This window comes from Nocardia sp. NPDC060249 (genome assembly GCF_042728755.1).
Classification (GTDB): Bacteria; Actinomycetota; Actinomycetes; order Mycobacteriales; family Mycobacteriaceae; genus Nocardia.
In genome coordinates this window covers 534,576-550,103 of the sequence record NZ_JBHXAQ010000001.1, presented here as the reverse complement: position 1 = coordinate 550,103, position 15,528 = coordinate 534,576, and the positions used below count along the sequence as shown (strand labels likewise).

Below are 15,528 nucleotides of genomic sequence, written 5' to 3'. Positions count from 1 at the left end.
CAGGAGTGCTCTCGGACATGACTCGGCCGAGGCAACCGGTTCATTGTGCCAGACCGGGTAGCCCTGATCGAAATCGGGCCTCACTGGTCGTCGTCGGTCTGGTCGGCTCGGCGGCGCGGCAGCAGGTGTGGATGCGGCGGCGGCGCGGAGGGCGCTGGGACAACGGTACGCGCCAGCTCCGCCTCGGCGGCCGTGCGCGCGTGCTCGACATCGGGCTTGCCCGCGATCAGGTCCTGGATGAAGATCTTCGCGCGGATGACCGGGCGACGGTAGCGCCGCTCCCGCGCGACCGCGCGGTTCATGGTCTTGGGCCGGTGACCGTAGCGCCAGCGCGCCCACGGGGCGCCCGGTCTGCTCAATCGCACCGCGCCGACCAGCAGCAGTGGTGTGAAGAACATGCCGAACAGCCCGGTCCAGATCTTGCCCTTGGCGATCACGATCGCGGCGAGCACCAGATTCACCGTGATCGTGATCGCCACCCCGACCCGCACCCCGACGCCGCGCGATGCCCGGAAGTCGTCGTAGTCCAGAAACGTGGCCGGTTGTACGCCGAGCAGCAGCAGACCGGTCACCGCGAAGGCGACGAAGACGGCGTCCACCGACGTGCGGCCCTGTTCGGACCAGTAGACGTCACGGAGATAGAAGATCAGCGCGAATTCGTCGAGCACCAGCGCGGCGCCGATCCCGAAGATCGCGGCCAGCACGCTCGAGGTGACCTGGGTGGAGTCCTCGGCGGTGGCGATCAGCCCGATGCCCGACAGCAGCACGGTGATCACGCCGAACACCATGTGGTGGATATGGGTGTCGCCGGCTTTCACGTTGCCGGGCCACCAGCGCACATTGGCCCGGATCATCCGCACGCTCACCCGGATCACCACGAAGCCGAGGATGAACCCCAGCAGGAAACAGAGCAGGGGCAGGCGGCCGTGCGCGATCACCTCTTCCTCGAGCCACCGTCGCATGCCGCCCGCCCTGTCGTCGAGTCGCTACTTACTTGTTGCCGAAACCAGCCGCGCGCAGGGCGTCTGCCATCGATCCGCTCGGTGCGGCCGCCTGCTTGCGCTGGTTTCCGCCGCCGTTGCCCTGGCGCCCCTGGCCCTGGTTGCGGGCGGGTGCCGGACCACGGCCGCCTTGCTGTCCACGACCTTGACCGCGCGGCGCGCCACCCCCACGATTGTCCCCCTGCGCGGGCTTGCCCGGCTCGTCATCGAGCCGCAGGGTGAGTCCGATCCGCTGACGGGCGACATCGACCTCGAGCACCTTCACCTTCACCACGTCGCCGGACTTCACCACTTCGCGCGGATCCTTGACGAAGGTGTGCGACAGCGCCGACACGTGCACGAGTCCGTCCTGGTGGACGCCGACATCGACGAACGCGCCGAACGCGGCCACATTCGTCACGACGCCTTCGAGCACCATCCCGGGCTTCAGGTCGGCGACCTTCTCGATGCCCGCGGCGAACTCGGCGGTCTTGAATTCCGGACGCGGGTCGAGACCCGGCTTCTCCAACTCGGCGATGATGTCGCTCACGGTGGGCACACCGAACTTCTCGTCGGTGAAGTCCACAGGCTTCAACGCGCGCAGAGTGCTGGTGTTGCCGATGACCTCGGCCATCTCCCGGCCGGTGTGTTCGAGAATGCGGCGCACCACCGGGTAGGCCTCGGGGTGCACGGCGGAGGTGTCGAGTGGGTCGGCGCCGCCGCGGATGCGCAGGAAGCCCGCGCACTGTTCGAAAGCCTTCGGCCCCAGGCGCGGCACCTCGAGCAGGGCCTTGCGGCTGTTGAACGGCCCGTTCTGATCACGGTGGGCCACAATGCTTTCCGCCACCGACGAGGAAACACCCGACACGCGCGAGAGCAGCGGCACCGAGGCCGTGTTCACGTCGACACCGACGGCGTTCACCGCGTCTTCGACGACCGCGCCCAGCGAGCGCGCGAGCAGCGTCTCGGACACGTCGTGCTGGTACTGGCCGACGCCGATCGACTTGGGATCGATCTTCACCAGTTCGGCGAGCGGGTCCTGCAGACGCCGGGCAATGGAGACCGCGCCGCGCAGCGACACGTCCATGTCGGGCAATTCGGCCGAGGCGTAGGCCGACGCGGAATACACCGAGGCGCCCGCCTCCGACACCACGATCTTGGTCGGCTTGTTCTCCGGGATCCGCGAGATCAGTTCCACCGCAAGGGCATCGGTCTCGCGCGAGGCGGTGCCGTTGCCGATGGCGATGAGCTCCACGTCGAAGCGGGCGACGAGCGCGGCCAGCACCGCGAGCGACTTCTCGGTCTGTCCCTGCGGCTTGTGCGGGTAGATGACCTCGGTCGCGACAGCTTTACCGGTGGCGTCGACAACGGCGACCTTGACGCCGGTGCGGTAACCGGGGTCAAGGCCCATGGTGGTGCGGGTGCCCGCGGGCGCGGCGAGCAGCAGGTCGCGCAGGTTCGCCGCGAACACGTCGACCGCGTCCTTCTCCGCCGCCTGGCGCAATCGCATCCTGGTATCGATACCCAGGCTCACGGCGAGCTTGGTGCGCCAGGCCCAGCGAACGGTGTCGAGCAGCCAGGAATCGGCCGGACGGCCCTTGTCGGCGATGCCGAAGGCAACCGCGATGCGGCCCTCGTAGAGGGTGCGCTCGCCGGGTGCCGGTTCTTCGGTGTCGGCTTCGAGATGCAGCGTGAGCATCTCCTCCTTCTCCCCGCGCAGCAACGCCAGGATCCGGTGCGAGGGCAGTTTGTGGAAGGGCTCGCTGAACTCGAAGTAGTCGGAGAACTTGGCCCCCGCCTCCTCCTTGCCCGCACGCACCGTCGAGGTGAGCTGACCGCGCTTCCACATCAGCTCACGCAGCTCACCGACCAGGTCGGCGTCTTCGGCGAAGCGTTCGACCAGGATCGAGCGGGCACCGTCGAGCTGTTCGGCGGTGTAGGCGGCCGGATCGGTGCTCGGGTCGCCGATCAGCGCGTCGGCCACCGGCTCGTGTCCGGCTTCGCGCGCGATCTGCGCCTTGGTGCGGCGCTTGGGCTTGTACGGCAGGTAGATGTCTTCCAGGCGGGCCTTGGTCTCGGCGAGCATGAGCTGCGAGTGCAGGGCGGGATCGAGTTTGCCCTGGCCGCGGATGGATTCGATGATCGCGCCGCGGCGCTCGTCGAGCTCACGCAGATACCCGAGCCGTTCCTCGAGCTGGCGCAACTGGGCATCGTCGAGGCCGTCGGTGACCTCCTTGCGGTAGCGCGCGATGAACGGAACCGTCGAACCACCGTCGAGCAGTTCGACGGCGGCGCGGACCTGGGTCTCGCGCACCCCCAGTTCATCGGCGATCCGCCTGCCTACGCTGGCGATGGTGGTCGTGCTGTCGGCGATCTCGGGCGCTGTCGTCACAGCCGCAGAGACTACAGCTCATGACCGACACCTCGCTGGCACCCAGGTCAGCGGATTGTCCGCACCTCGGGTTCGGTGATCGGACGATCCAGCACGGTGTCGGTGCGCTCGCGCAGGAACTTGTCGAACATCGCCGCGACGTAGTCCCCCACGAGGGACGCCATGCGATCCGGCTCGATGGCGCCGATGTAGGTCGACGCGGCGGGCCGGGCGAGTGCGGGTACCAGCGACGCCATGTCGGTGAAGTCGTAGTGCGCCGAATCCGCTATGGCCAGATGACGTTTCCAGCCGGTGGCTCGCTGCCAGAACGCGTCGAGGGACGGATTTGCATCACCGACTTCCTCGATCTGAGCGCTGGTCAGGACCAGGGTGGGCCGGTCGACGCCCTCGGTCACCGCGCGGCCGAATGCCTCGTCCACACCGATCTGTCCGTCCATGTCGACGGCCGCGTCGATCCGACGGTCCTCGTGCATGGCCTCGACGGCGGCGTGCCCGCCCGACGAATGCCCGACGGCGCCGATCCGGTCCAGGTCGAGCACCCGGCCCAGATCGGCGGGCAGGGGGTCGGATTCGGCGTCGGGATTGGTCCCCGCGGCCAGTCCGGCGAGGGAGTCGAGGACGAACCGGAGATCGAGCAGCCGTGCCGCGATGTACTTCTCGCGGATCGCGGTGTCGAAGCCGTTGGGCGCCAGGGCCGGTCGCACGAGCCGACCGCCGGGGAACTCGACCACAGGGCCGGTTTCGTAGGTGTGATCGACAGTCACCACCACGTATCCGCGCGAGGCCAGATCCTCGGCGAGGCCGGTGCCGAGGACACGCGAGACACCCGCGCCGGGCGTGTACAGCACGACCGGATAGGTGCTCGCGGCCTGCGCCGGTGCCCCCCGGTAGGCGTGGGTCAGCGCGCCGGGGAGCTCGACCCCGAGCTCCTTCTCCAATCCCGGGATCAGCTCCGTCGACGCGTAATGCGCTCGCGGGTACCGGTGAACCTCGGTCGCCGGATAGAACACCGACACCATCAGTTCCCTGGAACGGTCCGGCTGAAACGGGTCCTGACGGCCGGCGTCGACCAGATGCAGCGTCGTAGAGCCGACCGGCACGGCGCCACCGGGGCTCGGGAGAACGCCGACACCACCCGGCCCCGCGTCGGCGCCACCCACACTTGTCGCGACCAACGCGCAGACCGACATCGACACAACTGCTGCCCTACGGAACACCATCTCCCCCATCACCATTCGCGGCCGGTCTGCGAACGCCCACCCGTCGCGAACACGCTAGCAAGAAGGAGCGGCGCCCGAGATCAGCCGAGGATCTCCCTGGCGAGTTCGCGCATCTCGGCCTTGCGGACCTTGCCGGTGACCGTCATCGGGAACTCGTCGACCACGTGCACATAGCGCGGGATCTTGTAGTGGGCGAGGCGGCCGGTACAGAAGGTGCGGACGGCATCGGCGTCGAGGGGTGTCGCGCCCTCGCGCAGACGGAGCCAGACCATGAGTTCCTCGCCGTACATGTCGTCGGGCACGCCGATGACCTGAGCGTCGACGATGTCGGGGTGGGTGTAGAGGAACTCCTCGATCTCGCGGGGGTAGATGTTCTCGCCGCCGCGGATGACCATGTCCTTGATCCGGCCGGTGACCGCGAGGTAGCCGTCGGCGTCCATGACACCGATGTCGCCGGTGTGCATCCAGCGGGCGGCATCGATCGCCTCGGTGGTCTTGTCGGGCTGTTCCCAGTAACCGAGCATCACCGAGTAGCCGCGGGTGCACAGTTCACCCGGTTCGCCGCGCGCCACGGTGCGCCCCGTCTCCGGGTCGACCACCTTCACCTCGAGGTGCGGGCCGACCCGGCCGACGGTGGCGGTGCGGCGGTCGATGCTGTCGTCGCGTCGGGTCTGCGTGGATACCGGCGAGGTCTCGGTCATGCCGTAGCAGATGGAGACCTCGCTCATCCCCAGCCGATCGATCACCCGCTTCATCACCTCGACCGGGCACGGCGAGCCCGCCATGATGCCGGTGCGCAGGCTCGACAGATCGTAGTCGGGGCCGGAGTCGAGTTCGGCCAGCATCGCGATGAACATCGTCGGGACACCGTAGAGCGAAGTGCAGCGTTCGGCGGCGACAGCGGCCAGCGCCGCGGCCGGATCGAACGACGGCGCCGGAATCACCGCGGCCGCACCGTGGGAGGTGACCGCGAGATTGCCCATCACCATGCCGAAGCAGTGGTAGTACGGAACCGGGATGCAGACCCGGTCGGCCTCGGTGTATCCGCACAGCTCGCCGACGAAGAACCCGTTGTTGAGGATGTTGTGGTGACTCAGCGTCGCGCCCTTCGGGAAACCCGTTGTTCCCGAGGTGTATTGGATGTTGATCGGATCGTCGGCCGACAGCGTCTCGGCGATCGCGCCGAGGCGTTCGTCGTCCGGCACGGTCTCGGCCACCTGCCGCCACTGCTCGGTGCCGAGGATCAGCACCTGTTCCAGGGCGGGACAGCGCGGCCGGACCTGCTCGATCATCGCGACGTAGTCCGAGCTCTTGAACTCCGCAGCGGCGATCAGCGTGCGCACCCCCGCCTGGACGAGGACGTATTCGAGTTCGCTGGTGCGGTAGGCGGGGTTGATATTGACCAGGACGGCGCCGATCTTCGCGGTGGCGTACTGCACGAGGAACCATTCCGCGCAGTTGGGTGCCCAGATGCCGACCCGGTCACCGGGTTCGACGCCGTGTGCGGCGAGACCGGTCGCGACGGCGTCCACGGCGGCACCCACCTCGCGGTAGGTCCAGCGACGTCCCGTCGGGCAGTCGATGAGGGCGTCCCGCGTCGGATGGGCCGCTACGGCGCGGTCCAGATTCGCGCCGATCGTGTCACCGAGTAGTGCGACGTCGGCGGGGCCGCAGCTGTAGCTGAGCTCTGACATCACCGGATCTCCTTGCCGCGCAGCAGGAACCGCTGCACTTTGCCGCTCGGCGTCTTGGGCAGACCGTCCACGAAGTGGATCTTTCGCGGATAGGCGTGGGCGGCGAACTTGTCCTTGACCAGCTGCTGTAGTTCGGCGGCCAGCTCGGCGCCGCCCTCGATGCCGGTACGTGGCACCACGAAGGCCTCCAGCACCTCGCCGCGCAGTTCGTCGGGCATCCCGACCACGGCGGCCTCGGCGACCTGCTCGTGCAGGACCAGCACACTCTCCACCTCGAACGGGCCGATCCGGTAGCCCGCCATGATGATCACGTCGTCGTCGCGGGAACTGAAGCGGAAACAGCCGTCGGCGTCGCGCGAGCCGACGTCGCCGGTCAGATACCAGCGTCCGTCGGCGGTGAATCGGCTCGCGGTGCGCTCCGGATCGTCGAGGTAGCCGAGGAACCAGAGCAGCGGGCTGTGGTGGGTGTCGATGGCGACCCGACCGATCTCACCGGGCGCGGCCTCGGTGTCGACGTCGTCGGCGAGGACCGCGCAGGACCACCCCGGCAGCTGCCTGCCCATCGAACCGAGCGGGGCGACCACATCGAGGGCGGGATGCCACGCGTGGCAGATCACCATGCCGTGCTCGGTCTGGCCGTAGTGGTCACGCACCGGTACCCCGAGTGTGCGCTGCGACCAGGCCACCACGTCCGGGGTCAACGGCTCGCCCGCCGACGACGCCCGGCGTAGCGCGAATCCCTCCGGGACAGGCGTGCTGTCGGCGCGCAACGCCCGATAGACGGTCGGCGCGGCGGCGAAGTTGGTGACGCCGAAGCGCCGCAGCACGTCCCAGGTGAGTGGCGCCGAGAACCCCGCGTGCAGCAGCAGGCTGCGCACGCCGGTGGCCAGCGGCGCGAGGATCGCGTAATAGAGGCCGTACGCCCAGCCCGGATCGGCCGCGTTCCAGTAGACGTCCTCGGGGCGCACGTCCAGGGCGAACTCCTGGTAGGCGTGCAACGACGCCAGCGCGCGCACCGGGATCGGCACGCCCTTGGGAGTGCCGGTGGTACCGCTGGTGAACAGCTGGACCAGCAGGCCGTCGCCACCGACCGGCACCGCCCGCGCACGCGGGTCGTCGGACCGGTGCCCGTCGAGCAGATCGCCGAAGCGCAGCGCGCCGGGAAGGTCGGTGTCACCGGCAATGATCGTCCGGCAGTCGGCCGCCGCGAGTTTCGGTGCCTGGTCGGCATCGGCGACAACGACTTTCGCGTGGCTCGCCGTCAGCCGGAACTCGACGGCCGGTGGCGCGAAGGCGGTGAACAACGGCACGTGCACCGCGCCGCGGCGCCAGATACCCAGCAGCGCCACCACGAGCTCGACCGACTTCGCCATCAGCGTCGCCACCCGGTCGCCGGGTTCGACGCCGAGTTCGGCCAGCGCGGCGGCGAACCGGGCCGAACGCTCCCGCAGCTCACCGTAGGTCAGCTCGTAGGCGCGCAGGTCGGACTCGATCACCGTGAACGCGATCTGCCCGGCCGGGTGCCGATCGCAGAGCAGATCGGCCGCGCAGGCCTCGGGTCGGTCGTAGTGGTCGAGCAGGTCGCGTACCCGCACGTCCAGATCGGTAGTCATCGCAGCTTCTCCTCATCACCCGGGTATCGGCCACCGGGTCTGTCCTAGAATGTGGCATAGCTCACGTTCCCTACTACCCCCGAAAAGGGGTGATCCATGACTTCCCTGTTGCGCCCGCGCGACGGTGACGCGCTGCGCGCCGAGATCCGCTGGGTGGCGGGCCGGGCGAGTGTCCCGGTGGTGTTCGGCGGCGCGGTGGACGAGGACACCCTGCTGCTCACCGAGTTCGTCGGCACCCTCACCACGGGTCTGCGTGGGCTGTCGGTGCTGCGCACCTCCGGGCTCGGCGGGCAGGCCATGGAGTACCGCAGACCGGCGTCGGTGGCCGACTATCGGGGCTCGTCCGCGATCACCCACCACTACGACGCCGCGGTTGTCGGCGAAGGGTTGCGGTCGGTGCTGGCCGTGCCGGTGCTGGTCGCCGACCGACCCCGCGCCGTGCTCTACGCCGCTACTCGTGGCACGGGGCCCCTCGGTGACCGCACCGCCGAGGTGATCCTGCAGGCGGGCAAGCGACTGGCCGCGGAGATCGCCGTCCGCGACGAGGTGGACCGGCGGGTCCGGCTGCTCGAGTTCGCGACGCCGCCGACGACGACCACGCCCGCGGCGACCGAGGAATTGCGCGAGATCCACGCCGAGCTTCGCGCCATCGCGACCACCACGGGCGATCTCGCGCTGCGCGACCGGCTTTCCGGGGTGTGCGAACGACTGACCGGAGTGTTGACCGGCGAGACCGTCGGCGATGCGCCGCGGCTGTCACGGCGGGAGCTCGACGTGCTCGCCCAGATCGCCCTCGGCTGCACGAATCAGGAAGCGGCGCTTCGGCTCTCGCTCGGCGCCGAGACCGTCAAGAGTTACCTGCGGCAGGCGATGAGCAAGCTGGATGCCGGCACCAGGCACGAGGCGGTGGCGCGGGCACGTCGGCACGGCTTGCTGCCCTGACTCACGACTCCGTCAACCCCGGCGCCACATGTGGGATATATCACCGTCATTCGCCCGCCGGATCTGATGCAATGCCCCCGGACCGGCCGCGCGGACCGGCAAGGTCTCACCCGTGGGCGCGAGACCCGCACGACGAAAGTCACCGAGCGCGCACTCGGGCAGCGCCCGATCACCCAGGGCCGCAGGGTCTGTACTGGGAACATCGGCGCACAGCCCGTTCGGCCTCGTCGTGTCCGACCCGACCGCGCCGACGGACACCGGTCCCGAACCCGTTCCGGATGGAACCAGCAACCCTCAGTATGGACGATCGCACAAAGAATGACGTGGATGGATACCCAAATGTCTTTAGCGCAAAACAATCTCGGTGCTGGTTCGGCCCGGTAGCGTCGCTTCGATGACGGAGCCTTTTCAACTGGCCGGCCTCTCACTGGACTGTGACGACCCCGAGTCCCTCGCCCGCTTCTACCTCGGGCTGCTCGGTGGCCGTGTCCTGTGGAACGACGCGCACAGTGTCGGGATCCGCATCCCGTCGGGACTGACGGTCGCCGCGCAACGCGTCGAGGACTACTTTCCGCCGCAGTGGCCCGGCACCGCCGCGGTGCACCTCGACCTGGCCGCCGACGCCGACCTGGACCTGTGCGAACAGCACGCCCTCGCGATCGGCGCCAAACCCGCACCGGTACAACCGGATCCGCGCTGGCGGGTATTGCTCGACCCCGCCGGGCACCCGTTCTGTATCACCACCCGCGTGATCGCGGGATAGGTCAGGGCAGCAGGTCGGGACGGCGTCGCGCCGTGCGTTCCAGTGACTGTTCGTGGCGCCACGCGGCGACCTTGGCATGGTCGCCCGACAGCAGGATGGGGGGCACGTCGAGGCCACGCCACGACACCGGCCGGGTGTAGCTGGGACCTTCGAGGAGTCCGTCGGAGAACGAATCCTCCTGGTGGGACTGCTGATTGCCGAGCACGCCGGGGATCAGACGCACCACGGCCTCGGTCATCACGAGCACCGCGGCCTCGCCACCGATGAGGACGTAGTCGCCGATGCTCACCTCTTCGACGCGGACACGGCGGGCGGCATCGTCGAAGACGCGCTGATCGATGCCCTCGTAGCGCCCGCAGGCGAACACGAGGTGCTGCTCGGTGGCCCAGCGCTGCGCGGTGGCTTGGGTGAACGGCACACCGGCCGGCGTGGGGACGACGAGCAGTGCGTCGTCCGGGCACACCTCGTCCAGGGCGTCGCCCCAGACGGTGGGCTTCATGACCATGCCGGGACCGCCGCCGTAGGGCGAGTCGTCGACCGATTTGTGCACGTCGTGCGTCCAGTTGCGCAGATCGTGCACGCCGATCGAGATCAGGCCCTTGTCGACGGCCTTGCCGAGCAGCGCGGTACGCAGCGGCTCGAGGTACTCCGGGAAGATCGTGACGACGTCGAGTTGCACGAATTACTCCGGATCGAGCAGGCCCTCGGGCGGGGTGATGACCACCAGTCCATCGGCGAGCGAAACCGTCGGCACGATGGCGGTGACAAAGGGAATGAGAATTTCGCGCCCATCGTCGGCGGCGCGCACCGATAGCAGCTCGCCCGCGGCCGAATGCAGCACTTCGGTGACCGTGCCGACGAGCGCGCCGTCGGCGAACTCGACCCGCAGGCCTTCGAGCTCGTGGTCGTAGAAGGCGTCGTCGTCCTCCGAGGGCGGCAGCGAATCGCTGTCGACGACGAACAACGTGCCACGCAGGGCGTCGGCGGCGGTGCGGTCGTCGATCCCGTCGACGAACACCAGAAGCCGGCCCGAGTGCTCTCGGGCCGACTTCACGGTGTAGTCACGGGTCGCCGAGGACTTCGGCATCCTGCCGCGCAAGGTGGCACCCGGCGCGAACCGGACGTCCGGCTCGTCGGTGCGCACATCGACGACGAGTTCGCCGCGCACGCCGTGCGACTTGGCGACCCGACCTACGACGAGTTCCATCTAGGCGTCGGTATCGACCACGTCGACCCGGATCCCACGGCCGCCGATGCCGGCGACCAGGGTGCGCAGCGCGGTCGCGGTACGACCACCACGCCCGATCACCTTGCCCAGGTCTTCAGGATGGACGTGTACCTCGACGGTGCGTCCACGACGTCCGGTGAGCAGCTCGACACGGACGTCGTCTGGGTTGGCGACGATGCCGCGAACCAGATGTTCGACGGCATCGGCAACAACAGCAGTCATTACTCGGCAGCCTCGGTGGCGGCTTCCTCAGCGGCAGCCTCGTCCTTCTTGGCGGCCTTCTTCTTCGGGGTGACGGCCTCGGCAACGGGCTCGTTGTCGGCGGCGGCCAGCGCGGCGTTGAACAGGTCCAGCTTGGAGGTCTTCGGGGCCTTCACCTTCAGGGTGCCCTCGGCGCCCGGCAGGCCCTTGAACTTCTGCCAGTCGCCGGTGATCTCCAGCAGACGCTGCACCGACTCGGTGGGCTGCGCGCCGACCGACAGCCAGTACGCGACGCGCTCGGCGTCGATCTGGATCAGCGAAGGCTCTTCCTTCGGGTGGTACAGGCCGATGGACTCGATGGCCCGGCCGTCACGACGGGTGCGGGCGTCGGCGACGACGACGCGGTACTGCGGGTTGCGGATCTTGCCGAGACGAGTGAGCTTGATCTTGACAGCCATGCTGGTCAGTCTTCTTTCAGTAGTTTGGTCACCACGCGATTCGGCGACCCGCATGGTCTGCGGGTCCGGTTTCGCGCATGCGTGCGTGACCGCCGCGCGGTACGGAACCGGAGACGGGCTGACACTGTCCAGGAAGGACGAGGGTTCATTCTGCCAGACGACCCGCCGCGGCCGGAAATCGCCTCCGCCAGTCGCGTGCTACCTCACCGCAACTGCGAGGTGTCGACCACCACCGGCACCGGGCCAGGCGCCTTCACCGTCTCGCCATCGGTGGCGAACACTTCCTGGCGGTAGCCGGACTCGCCCAGCGTGTAGCCCCAGAACCGTGCGGGCTTGCCAGCGGGGAGCTCGACGATCCACAGATACGGAACCCGCGCCGAGGCATAGGCCGCGATTTTTGTGTCTCGTTCCTCACGGCTGTTGCCGGGTGACCAAACTTCCACAGCCAACACCAGGTCATCCGCAGCGAAGTTGACGCGGTCGGGCGGAACACTGACCACAGCGACGTCTGGGATGATGCCAATCCGAAAGGGAGTACTGATCCGGACGCCGACAGCGGGAAGCGCCGTGAGATCTGAGCGATCAGCAGCACGAACAGCGGCCCGTAGAACCACGAACAACTCACCTGCGGCGTACTGATGCGGACCACCCGGCGGCGGCGTCATGTGCAGGTACCCCCAGATGAGTTCGAGTCGAGATCCATCGACCGGCTGCTCTTCGGCGAGCCAGTCTTCCACAGTCTTCGGGCCCAACGGGTGGATCATCGAAACCTCGGCGCTCATGGTCATTCCGTCCGATCTCCCGTTCGCTTGGCGCTCGCTCGATCCGAACTCGTGCGGTCGACCAGAGTACGCGGCGGGCAACGAACTGCGTGGTAGTCACCAGCCGACCGCTCGACTCCACTGTATATAAGCCGGGCGAGGGTTACGCGCGAAACTGGTGAGCGTTACGCGCGAAGTGCGCACGCGTACTTCGCACCCGAACGGCGGGACGGAGACGGGGCTCAGCGGTGGCCGGTGACGGGGTTCGGGGTTTTGACAACGAGGCCGCGCAGGACGACCCACTGCGGGTCGGTGAGGGTGTCCGGGTCGGCGCGGGGGTCCTCGGCGTAGACGACGAAGTCGGCCGGGGCGCCTTCTTCGATGCTCGGGCGGCCGAGCCAGGTGCGGGCGTTCCAGGAGGCGGCGCCGAGGGCCTCGTGGGGTGACAGGCCGGCGCCGGACAGGGCGGTGATCTCGTCGGCGATGCGGCCGTGGCGGATGGAGCCGCCCGCGTCGGTGCCGGCGTAGATCGGGACGCCTGCCTCGTGGGCTTTGCCGACGGTGTCGCGGACGCGCCGGTGCAGGTCGCGCATGTGGGCGGCGTAGACCGGGAACTTCGTGGCGCTGTCGGCGATGCCGGGGAAGGTGTCGATGTTGATCAGGGTGGGGACAAGGGCGGTGCCGTTGGCCACCATCAGCTCGATGGTGTCGTCGGTGATGCCGGTGCCGTGTTCGAGGCAGTCGATGCCCGCGTTGATCAGACCAGGCAGCGCGTCCTCACCGAACACGTGCGCGGTGACCCGGGCCCCGTTGGCGTGGGCCGCGTCGATGGCCTGCTTCAGGATGTCGTCACTCCACAGCGGCCGCAGGTCGCCGACCGACCGGTCGATCCAGTCGCCGACGATCTTCACCCAGCCGTCGCCGAAGCGGGCCTGCTCGGCGACGATCTCGGGCAGGTCCCGTTCGTCGTCGAGTTCGATGCCGAGTTCGCGGATGTAGCGCTTGGGGCGGGCGATGTGGCGGCCCGCGCGGATGATCCGCGGCAGCTCGGCGTGCTCGTCGATGAAACGGGTGTCGATCGGCGAGCCCGCGTCGCGCAGGAGCAGCGCGCCCACGTCGCGTTCGGTCTCGGCCTGCTCGATCGCGCCCTCGTGGGTCTCTTCGCCGCCGCCGTAGCGAATGCCGACGTGACAGTGGGCGTCGACCAGGCCGGGCACGATCCAGCCGGTCCGGCACAGCATGTCCGCGTCCGCGACCGGCTCGAAGGTCACATGGCCGTCGACGACCCACAGGTCGCGCTCCTCGTCACCGGGCAGAACCACCCCGCGCACGTGCATGAAGACCTCCTCGCCGTCGACGCCACCAACCTACCGCCGGTGACGCCGCGCCGGAGCCGGTTGCTCCGGCGTCGGCGCGGTGAAGGCCTAGCTGAGGACAACCATCAGGGCAGAGCCGGCCGCGTCGCTAGCTGCCCGACGGATTCCCGTCGAGAAAAACTGTCACCCTGGCGATACGCGCCGAGCCGGGCGCGAAGTCGACGAACGCCACGCCCGGTGCCGCACCGACCCGCACGCTCACGCTGACCGTGCGGCCGGCGGCGATCATCTTGTCCCACTCCATGCCTCGCGCACGATCGGCGAAATCCGCCACCGAGATCGGGTTCCCGGCGGGCAGCTCGACCACCGTCCGCTCATCGAGCAGTACCCGCACGCCACCCGAATCGCCGGATGCGGCCGCGGCGAACAGCCTGCCGACGATGCGCTTGCCGGAGCCACCCACCCCGCGCAGCGCCCGCATCATGCCCATCGCACCGCCCACACCGAGCTCGGCGACGAGCTGCGGTCCGAGCTTCGCGCCCGCGAGCAGTCCGGACGGCCCCGTGCGCAGCAGTCGCGCGATCATCACCCCCAGCTCCCAGTGCGCGGCGAGCCGGGCGATTCGCCAGCCGCCATCGGTGCCGACCAGGTCGTAGCGCAGATGCATCGGCACGGTGACGGTGGCGCCGGTCGACATCGTGGTCTCGATGTGCAGGTCACGCACCACTGTGTACCCGGCGACGAGATCACGGTCGACACGGAAGGCGATGGAATTCGGCGCGATGAAGACGTTGTAGAAGCGCCCGATCGCGTCGCGGCCGATGTGCTCGCGCGAGCCGTATGGGTCGTGCACGGCGGCCTGCTCGGCGAATAGGCCGACCCAGGCGGTCTTGTCGTGCGCCGCCACGGCACGCGGTGACGCCCGCACCGCCGCCAGCAGGTCTTCGTCGGTCCGGTCCAACGGCATGTAGGTCCTCCATACTCACGCTCCCCCTGCGCGATCCATGATAGAACGTGTTCTAGTTTTGCGTCGGCGATCGTGCCCACGCCTGTTGGACAAGAGGATCTCGATGGACTGGTACACCGGGAACACCACCTACGACACAGTGCTGACCATCGCCTTCGCCTTCGCCGCGTTCGTGATCGTCGGCGGACTGTTCGCCCAGAGCCCCTACGGCCGCTTCGCGTCGAACAAAGTCGGCTTCAATCTCAACCCCAAGCTGGGCTGGTGGCTGATGGAGCTGCCCGCGACCGTCGTGTTCGCGGTGTTCTATCTCAGCGGCCCCGATCGCTTCGAACCGGTGCCGCTGATATTGGCCGCCATCTGGCTACTGCACTACAGCAATCGCGGCTGGTTCTTCCCGCTCTCCATCCGGCAGGTGCCGGGCAAGAAGAGCAGTTTCAACGTCTCAGTGGTCGCGGCGGGCGTGTTCGTGACGGCCCTGCACGGCTACCTCAACGGTGCGTTCTTCAGCAACGACTTCATGAACCAGTACAGCGCCGCATGGCTCACCGATCCGCGCTTCCTGATCGGCGTGGTCGTGTACCTGTGCGGATTCGGCCTGCTGGTGCGGTCGGAGGCGATCGTGCGCAACCTGCGCGACAAGAACAACCCCGGTGCCGCCGAGTACCGCATCCCGCACGGCGCGGGCTTCCGCTTCGTCAGCAGCCCGGCCTATCTCGGCGAACTGATCGCCTGGGCCGGGTTCGCGCTGCTCACCTGGTCGCTGGCCGGTGTCGTGATCTTTTTGATCACCGCCGGGAACCTGGTGCCGCGCGCCTTCGCTACCCATCGGTGGTACCGGGAGAAGTTCGCCGACTACCCGGCGAAGCGGAAAGCGTTGATTCCCGGCGCCCTCTGAGCGCACGAGAAAAGCCGTGGTGGTGGGGGTTATGGGGCCACCACACCGCTTTAACAAGGTAAAAATGAGGAATTAGGGGAAAGAAAAGGTGTGGTTTG

15 protein-coding genes are annotated in these 15,528 nt (G+C 68.4%); 3 read left to right on the top strand and 12 right to left on the bottom strand.

Annotation, left to right across the window (positions count from 1 at the left end):
* Positions 1-80 precede the first annotated feature (80 nt).
* From ACFWFP_RS02450 to ACFWFP_RS02430, 5 genes are all read right to left on the bottom strand, one after another.
* The gene (locus ACFWFP_RS02450; RefSeq protein ID WP_379292739.1) at positions 81-962 is read right to left on the bottom strand and encodes a hypothetical protein; all 882 of its coding nucleotides are present in this window, start codon (positions 960-962) and stop codon (positions 81-83) included.
* Between the two features lie 28 nt (positions 963-990).
* A complete protein-coding gene (locus ACFWFP_RS02445) occupies positions 991-3,372 on the bottom strand; it encodes a Tex family protein (RefSeq protein ID WP_379292738.1) in 2,382 nt (793 codons plus the stop codon).
* A gap of 47 nt (positions 3,373-3,419) precedes the next feature.
* Positions 3,420-4,592: an alpha/beta hydrolase family protein gene (locus tag ACFWFP_RS02440; RefSeq protein ID WP_379292737.1), complete on the bottom strand. Its 1,173-nt coding sequence runs from the start codon at positions 4,590-4,592 to the stop codon at positions 3,420-3,422.
* An 80-nt stretch (positions 4,593-4,672) separates the two neighbouring features.
* Positions 4,673-6,286 (bottom strand): AMP-binding protein, encoded by a 1,614-nt coding sequence (locus ACFWFP_RS02435; RefSeq protein ID WP_379292736.1) that lies wholly within the window; start codon positions 6,284-6,286, stop codon positions 4,673-4,675.
* Positions 6,286-7,899 carry an AMP-binding protein gene (locus ACFWFP_RS02430; RefSeq protein ID WP_379292735.1) on the bottom strand — a complete coding sequence of 538 codons (1,614 nt, stop codon included), beginning with the start codon at positions 7,897-7,899 and terminating at the stop codon, positions 6,286-6,288. Before ACFWFP_RS02430 ends, ACFWFP_RS02435 begins: the two co-directional genes overlap by 1 nt.
* Before the next feature lie 96 nt (positions 7,900-7,995).
* On the opposite strand from ACFWFP_RS02430, the gene ACFWFP_RS02425 reads away from it, so the two are divergent.
* Positions 7,996-8,841, top strand: a complete 846-nt coding sequence (locus ACFWFP_RS02425; RefSeq protein WP_379292734.1) for a LuxR C-terminal-related transcriptional regulator — start codon at positions 7,996-7,998, stop codon at positions 8,839-8,841.
* Between the two features lie 394 nt (positions 8,842-9,235).
* Positions 9,236-9,604 carry a VOC family protein gene (locus tag ACFWFP_RS02420; protein WP_101466458.1) on the top strand — a complete coding sequence of 123 codons (369 nt, stop codon included), beginning with the start codon at positions 9,236-9,238 and terminating at the stop codon, positions 9,602-9,604.
* Position 9,605: 1 nt separating this feature from the next.
* Here ACFWFP_RS02420 and trmD read toward each other — a convergent pair whose 3' ends face one another.
* From trmD to ACFWFP_RS02385, 7 genes are all read right to left on the bottom strand, one after another.
* The gene (trmD, locus tag ACFWFP_RS02415) at positions 9,606-10,283 is read right to left on the bottom strand and encodes a tRNA (guanosine(37)-N1)-methyltransferase TrmD (RefSeq protein ID WP_379292733.1); all 678 of its coding nucleotides are present in this window, start codon (positions 10,281-10,283) and stop codon (positions 9,606-9,608) included.
* Between the two features lie 3 nt (positions 10,284-10,286).
* On the bottom strand, positions 10,287-10,811 hold the full coding sequence (gene rimM, locus ACFWFP_RS02410; protein WP_379292732.1) for a ribosome maturation factor RimM: 525 nt from the start codon (positions 10,809-10,811) through the stop codon (positions 10,287-10,289).
* The gene (locus tag ACFWFP_RS02405) at positions 10,812-11,054 is read right to left on the bottom strand and encodes an RNA-binding protein (RefSeq protein WP_056811833.1); all 243 of its coding nucleotides are present in this window, start codon (positions 11,052-11,054) and stop codon (positions 10,812-10,814) included.
* Positions 11,054-11,491 carry a 30S ribosomal protein S16 gene (gene rpsP, locus ACFWFP_RS02400; RefSeq protein WP_379292730.1) on the bottom strand — a complete coding sequence of 146 codons (438 nt, stop codon included), beginning with the start codon at positions 11,489-11,491 and terminating at the stop codon, positions 11,054-11,056. Before rpsP ends, ACFWFP_RS02405 begins: the two co-directional genes overlap by 1 nt.
* Positions 11,492-11,694: 203 nt before the next feature.
* Positions 11,695-12,273 carry a Uma2 family endonuclease gene (locus ACFWFP_RS02395; RefSeq protein WP_379292729.1) on the bottom strand — a complete coding sequence of 193 codons (579 nt, stop codon included), beginning with the start codon at positions 12,271-12,273 and terminating at the stop codon, positions 11,695-11,697.
* A 221-nt stretch (positions 12,274-12,494) separates the two neighbouring features.
* On the bottom strand, positions 12,495-13,589 hold the full coding sequence (locus ACFWFP_RS02390; RefSeq protein WP_379292728.1) for an amidohydrolase family protein: 1,095 nt from the start codon (positions 13,587-13,589) through the stop codon (positions 12,495-12,497).
* 127 nt (positions 13,590-13,716) lie between these two features.
* A complete protein-coding gene (locus ACFWFP_RS02385; RefSeq protein WP_379292727.1) occupies positions 13,717-14,535 on the bottom strand; it encodes a nuclear transport factor 2 family protein in 819 nt (272 codons plus the stop codon).
* A gap of 103 nt (positions 14,536-14,638) precedes the next feature.
* Here ACFWFP_RS02385 and ACFWFP_RS02380 point away from each other — a divergent pair, with 103 nt between their 5' ends.
* Positions 14,639-15,430 carry a 3-oxo-5-alpha-steroid 4-dehydrogenase gene (locus ACFWFP_RS02380; protein ID WP_379292726.1) on the top strand — a complete coding sequence of 264 codons (792 nt, stop codon included), beginning with the start codon at positions 14,639-14,641 and terminating at the stop codon, positions 15,428-15,430.
* Positions 15,431-15,528: the final 98 nt, after the last annotated feature.

Coding starts and splice junctions, on each gene's coding strand:
- ACFWFP_RS02425 (WP_379292734.1), top strand. CDS start 7,996: ATGACTTCCCTGTTGCGCCCGCGCGACGGTGACGCGCTGCGCGCCGAG.
- ACFWFP_RS02430 (WP_379292735.1), bottom strand. CDS start 7,899: ATGACTACCGATCTGGACGTGCGGGTACGCGACCTGCTCGACCACTAC.
- ACFWFP_RS02420 (WP_101466458.1), top strand. CDS start 9,236: ATGACGGAGCCTTTTCAACTGGCCGGCCTCTCACTGGACTGTGACGAC.
- ACFWFP_RS02440 (WP_379292737.1), bottom strand. CDS start 4,592: ATGGTGTTCCGTAGGGCAGCAGTTGTGTCGATGTCGGTCTGCGCGTTG.
- ACFWFP_RS02405 (WP_056811833.1), bottom strand. CDS start 11,054: ATGACTGCTGTTGTTGCCGATGCCGTCGAACATCTGGTTCGCGGCATC.
- rimM (WP_379292732.1), bottom strand. CDS start 10,811: ATGGAACTCGTCGTAGGTCGGGTCGCCAAGTCGCACGGCGTGCGCGGC.
- rpsP (WP_379292730.1), bottom strand. CDS start 11,491: ATGGCTGTCAAGATCAAGCTCACTCGTCTCGGCAAGATCCGCAACCCG.
- ACFWFP_RS02390 (WP_379292728.1), bottom strand. CDS start 13,589: ATGCACGTGCGCGGGGTGGTTCTGCCCGGTGACGAGGAGCGCGACCTG.
- ACFWFP_RS02435 (WP_379292736.1), bottom strand. CDS start 6,286: ATGTCAGAGCTCAGCTACAGCTGCGGCCCCGCCGACGTCGCACTACTC.
- ACFWFP_RS02450 (WP_379292739.1), bottom strand. CDS start 962: ATGCGACGGTGGCTCGAGGAAGAGGTGATCGCGCACGGCCGCCTGCCC.
- ACFWFP_RS02395 (WP_379292729.1), bottom strand. CDS start 12,273: ATGAGCGCCGAGGTTTCGATGATCCACCCGTTGGGCCCGAAGACTGTG.
- ACFWFP_RS02380 (WP_379292726.1), top strand. CDS start 14,639: ATGGACTGGTACACCGGGAACACCACCTACGACACAGTGCTGACCATC.
- ACFWFP_RS02385 (WP_379292727.1), bottom strand. CDS start 14,535: ATGCCGTTGGACCGGACCGACGAAGACCTGCTGGCGGCGGTGCGGGCG.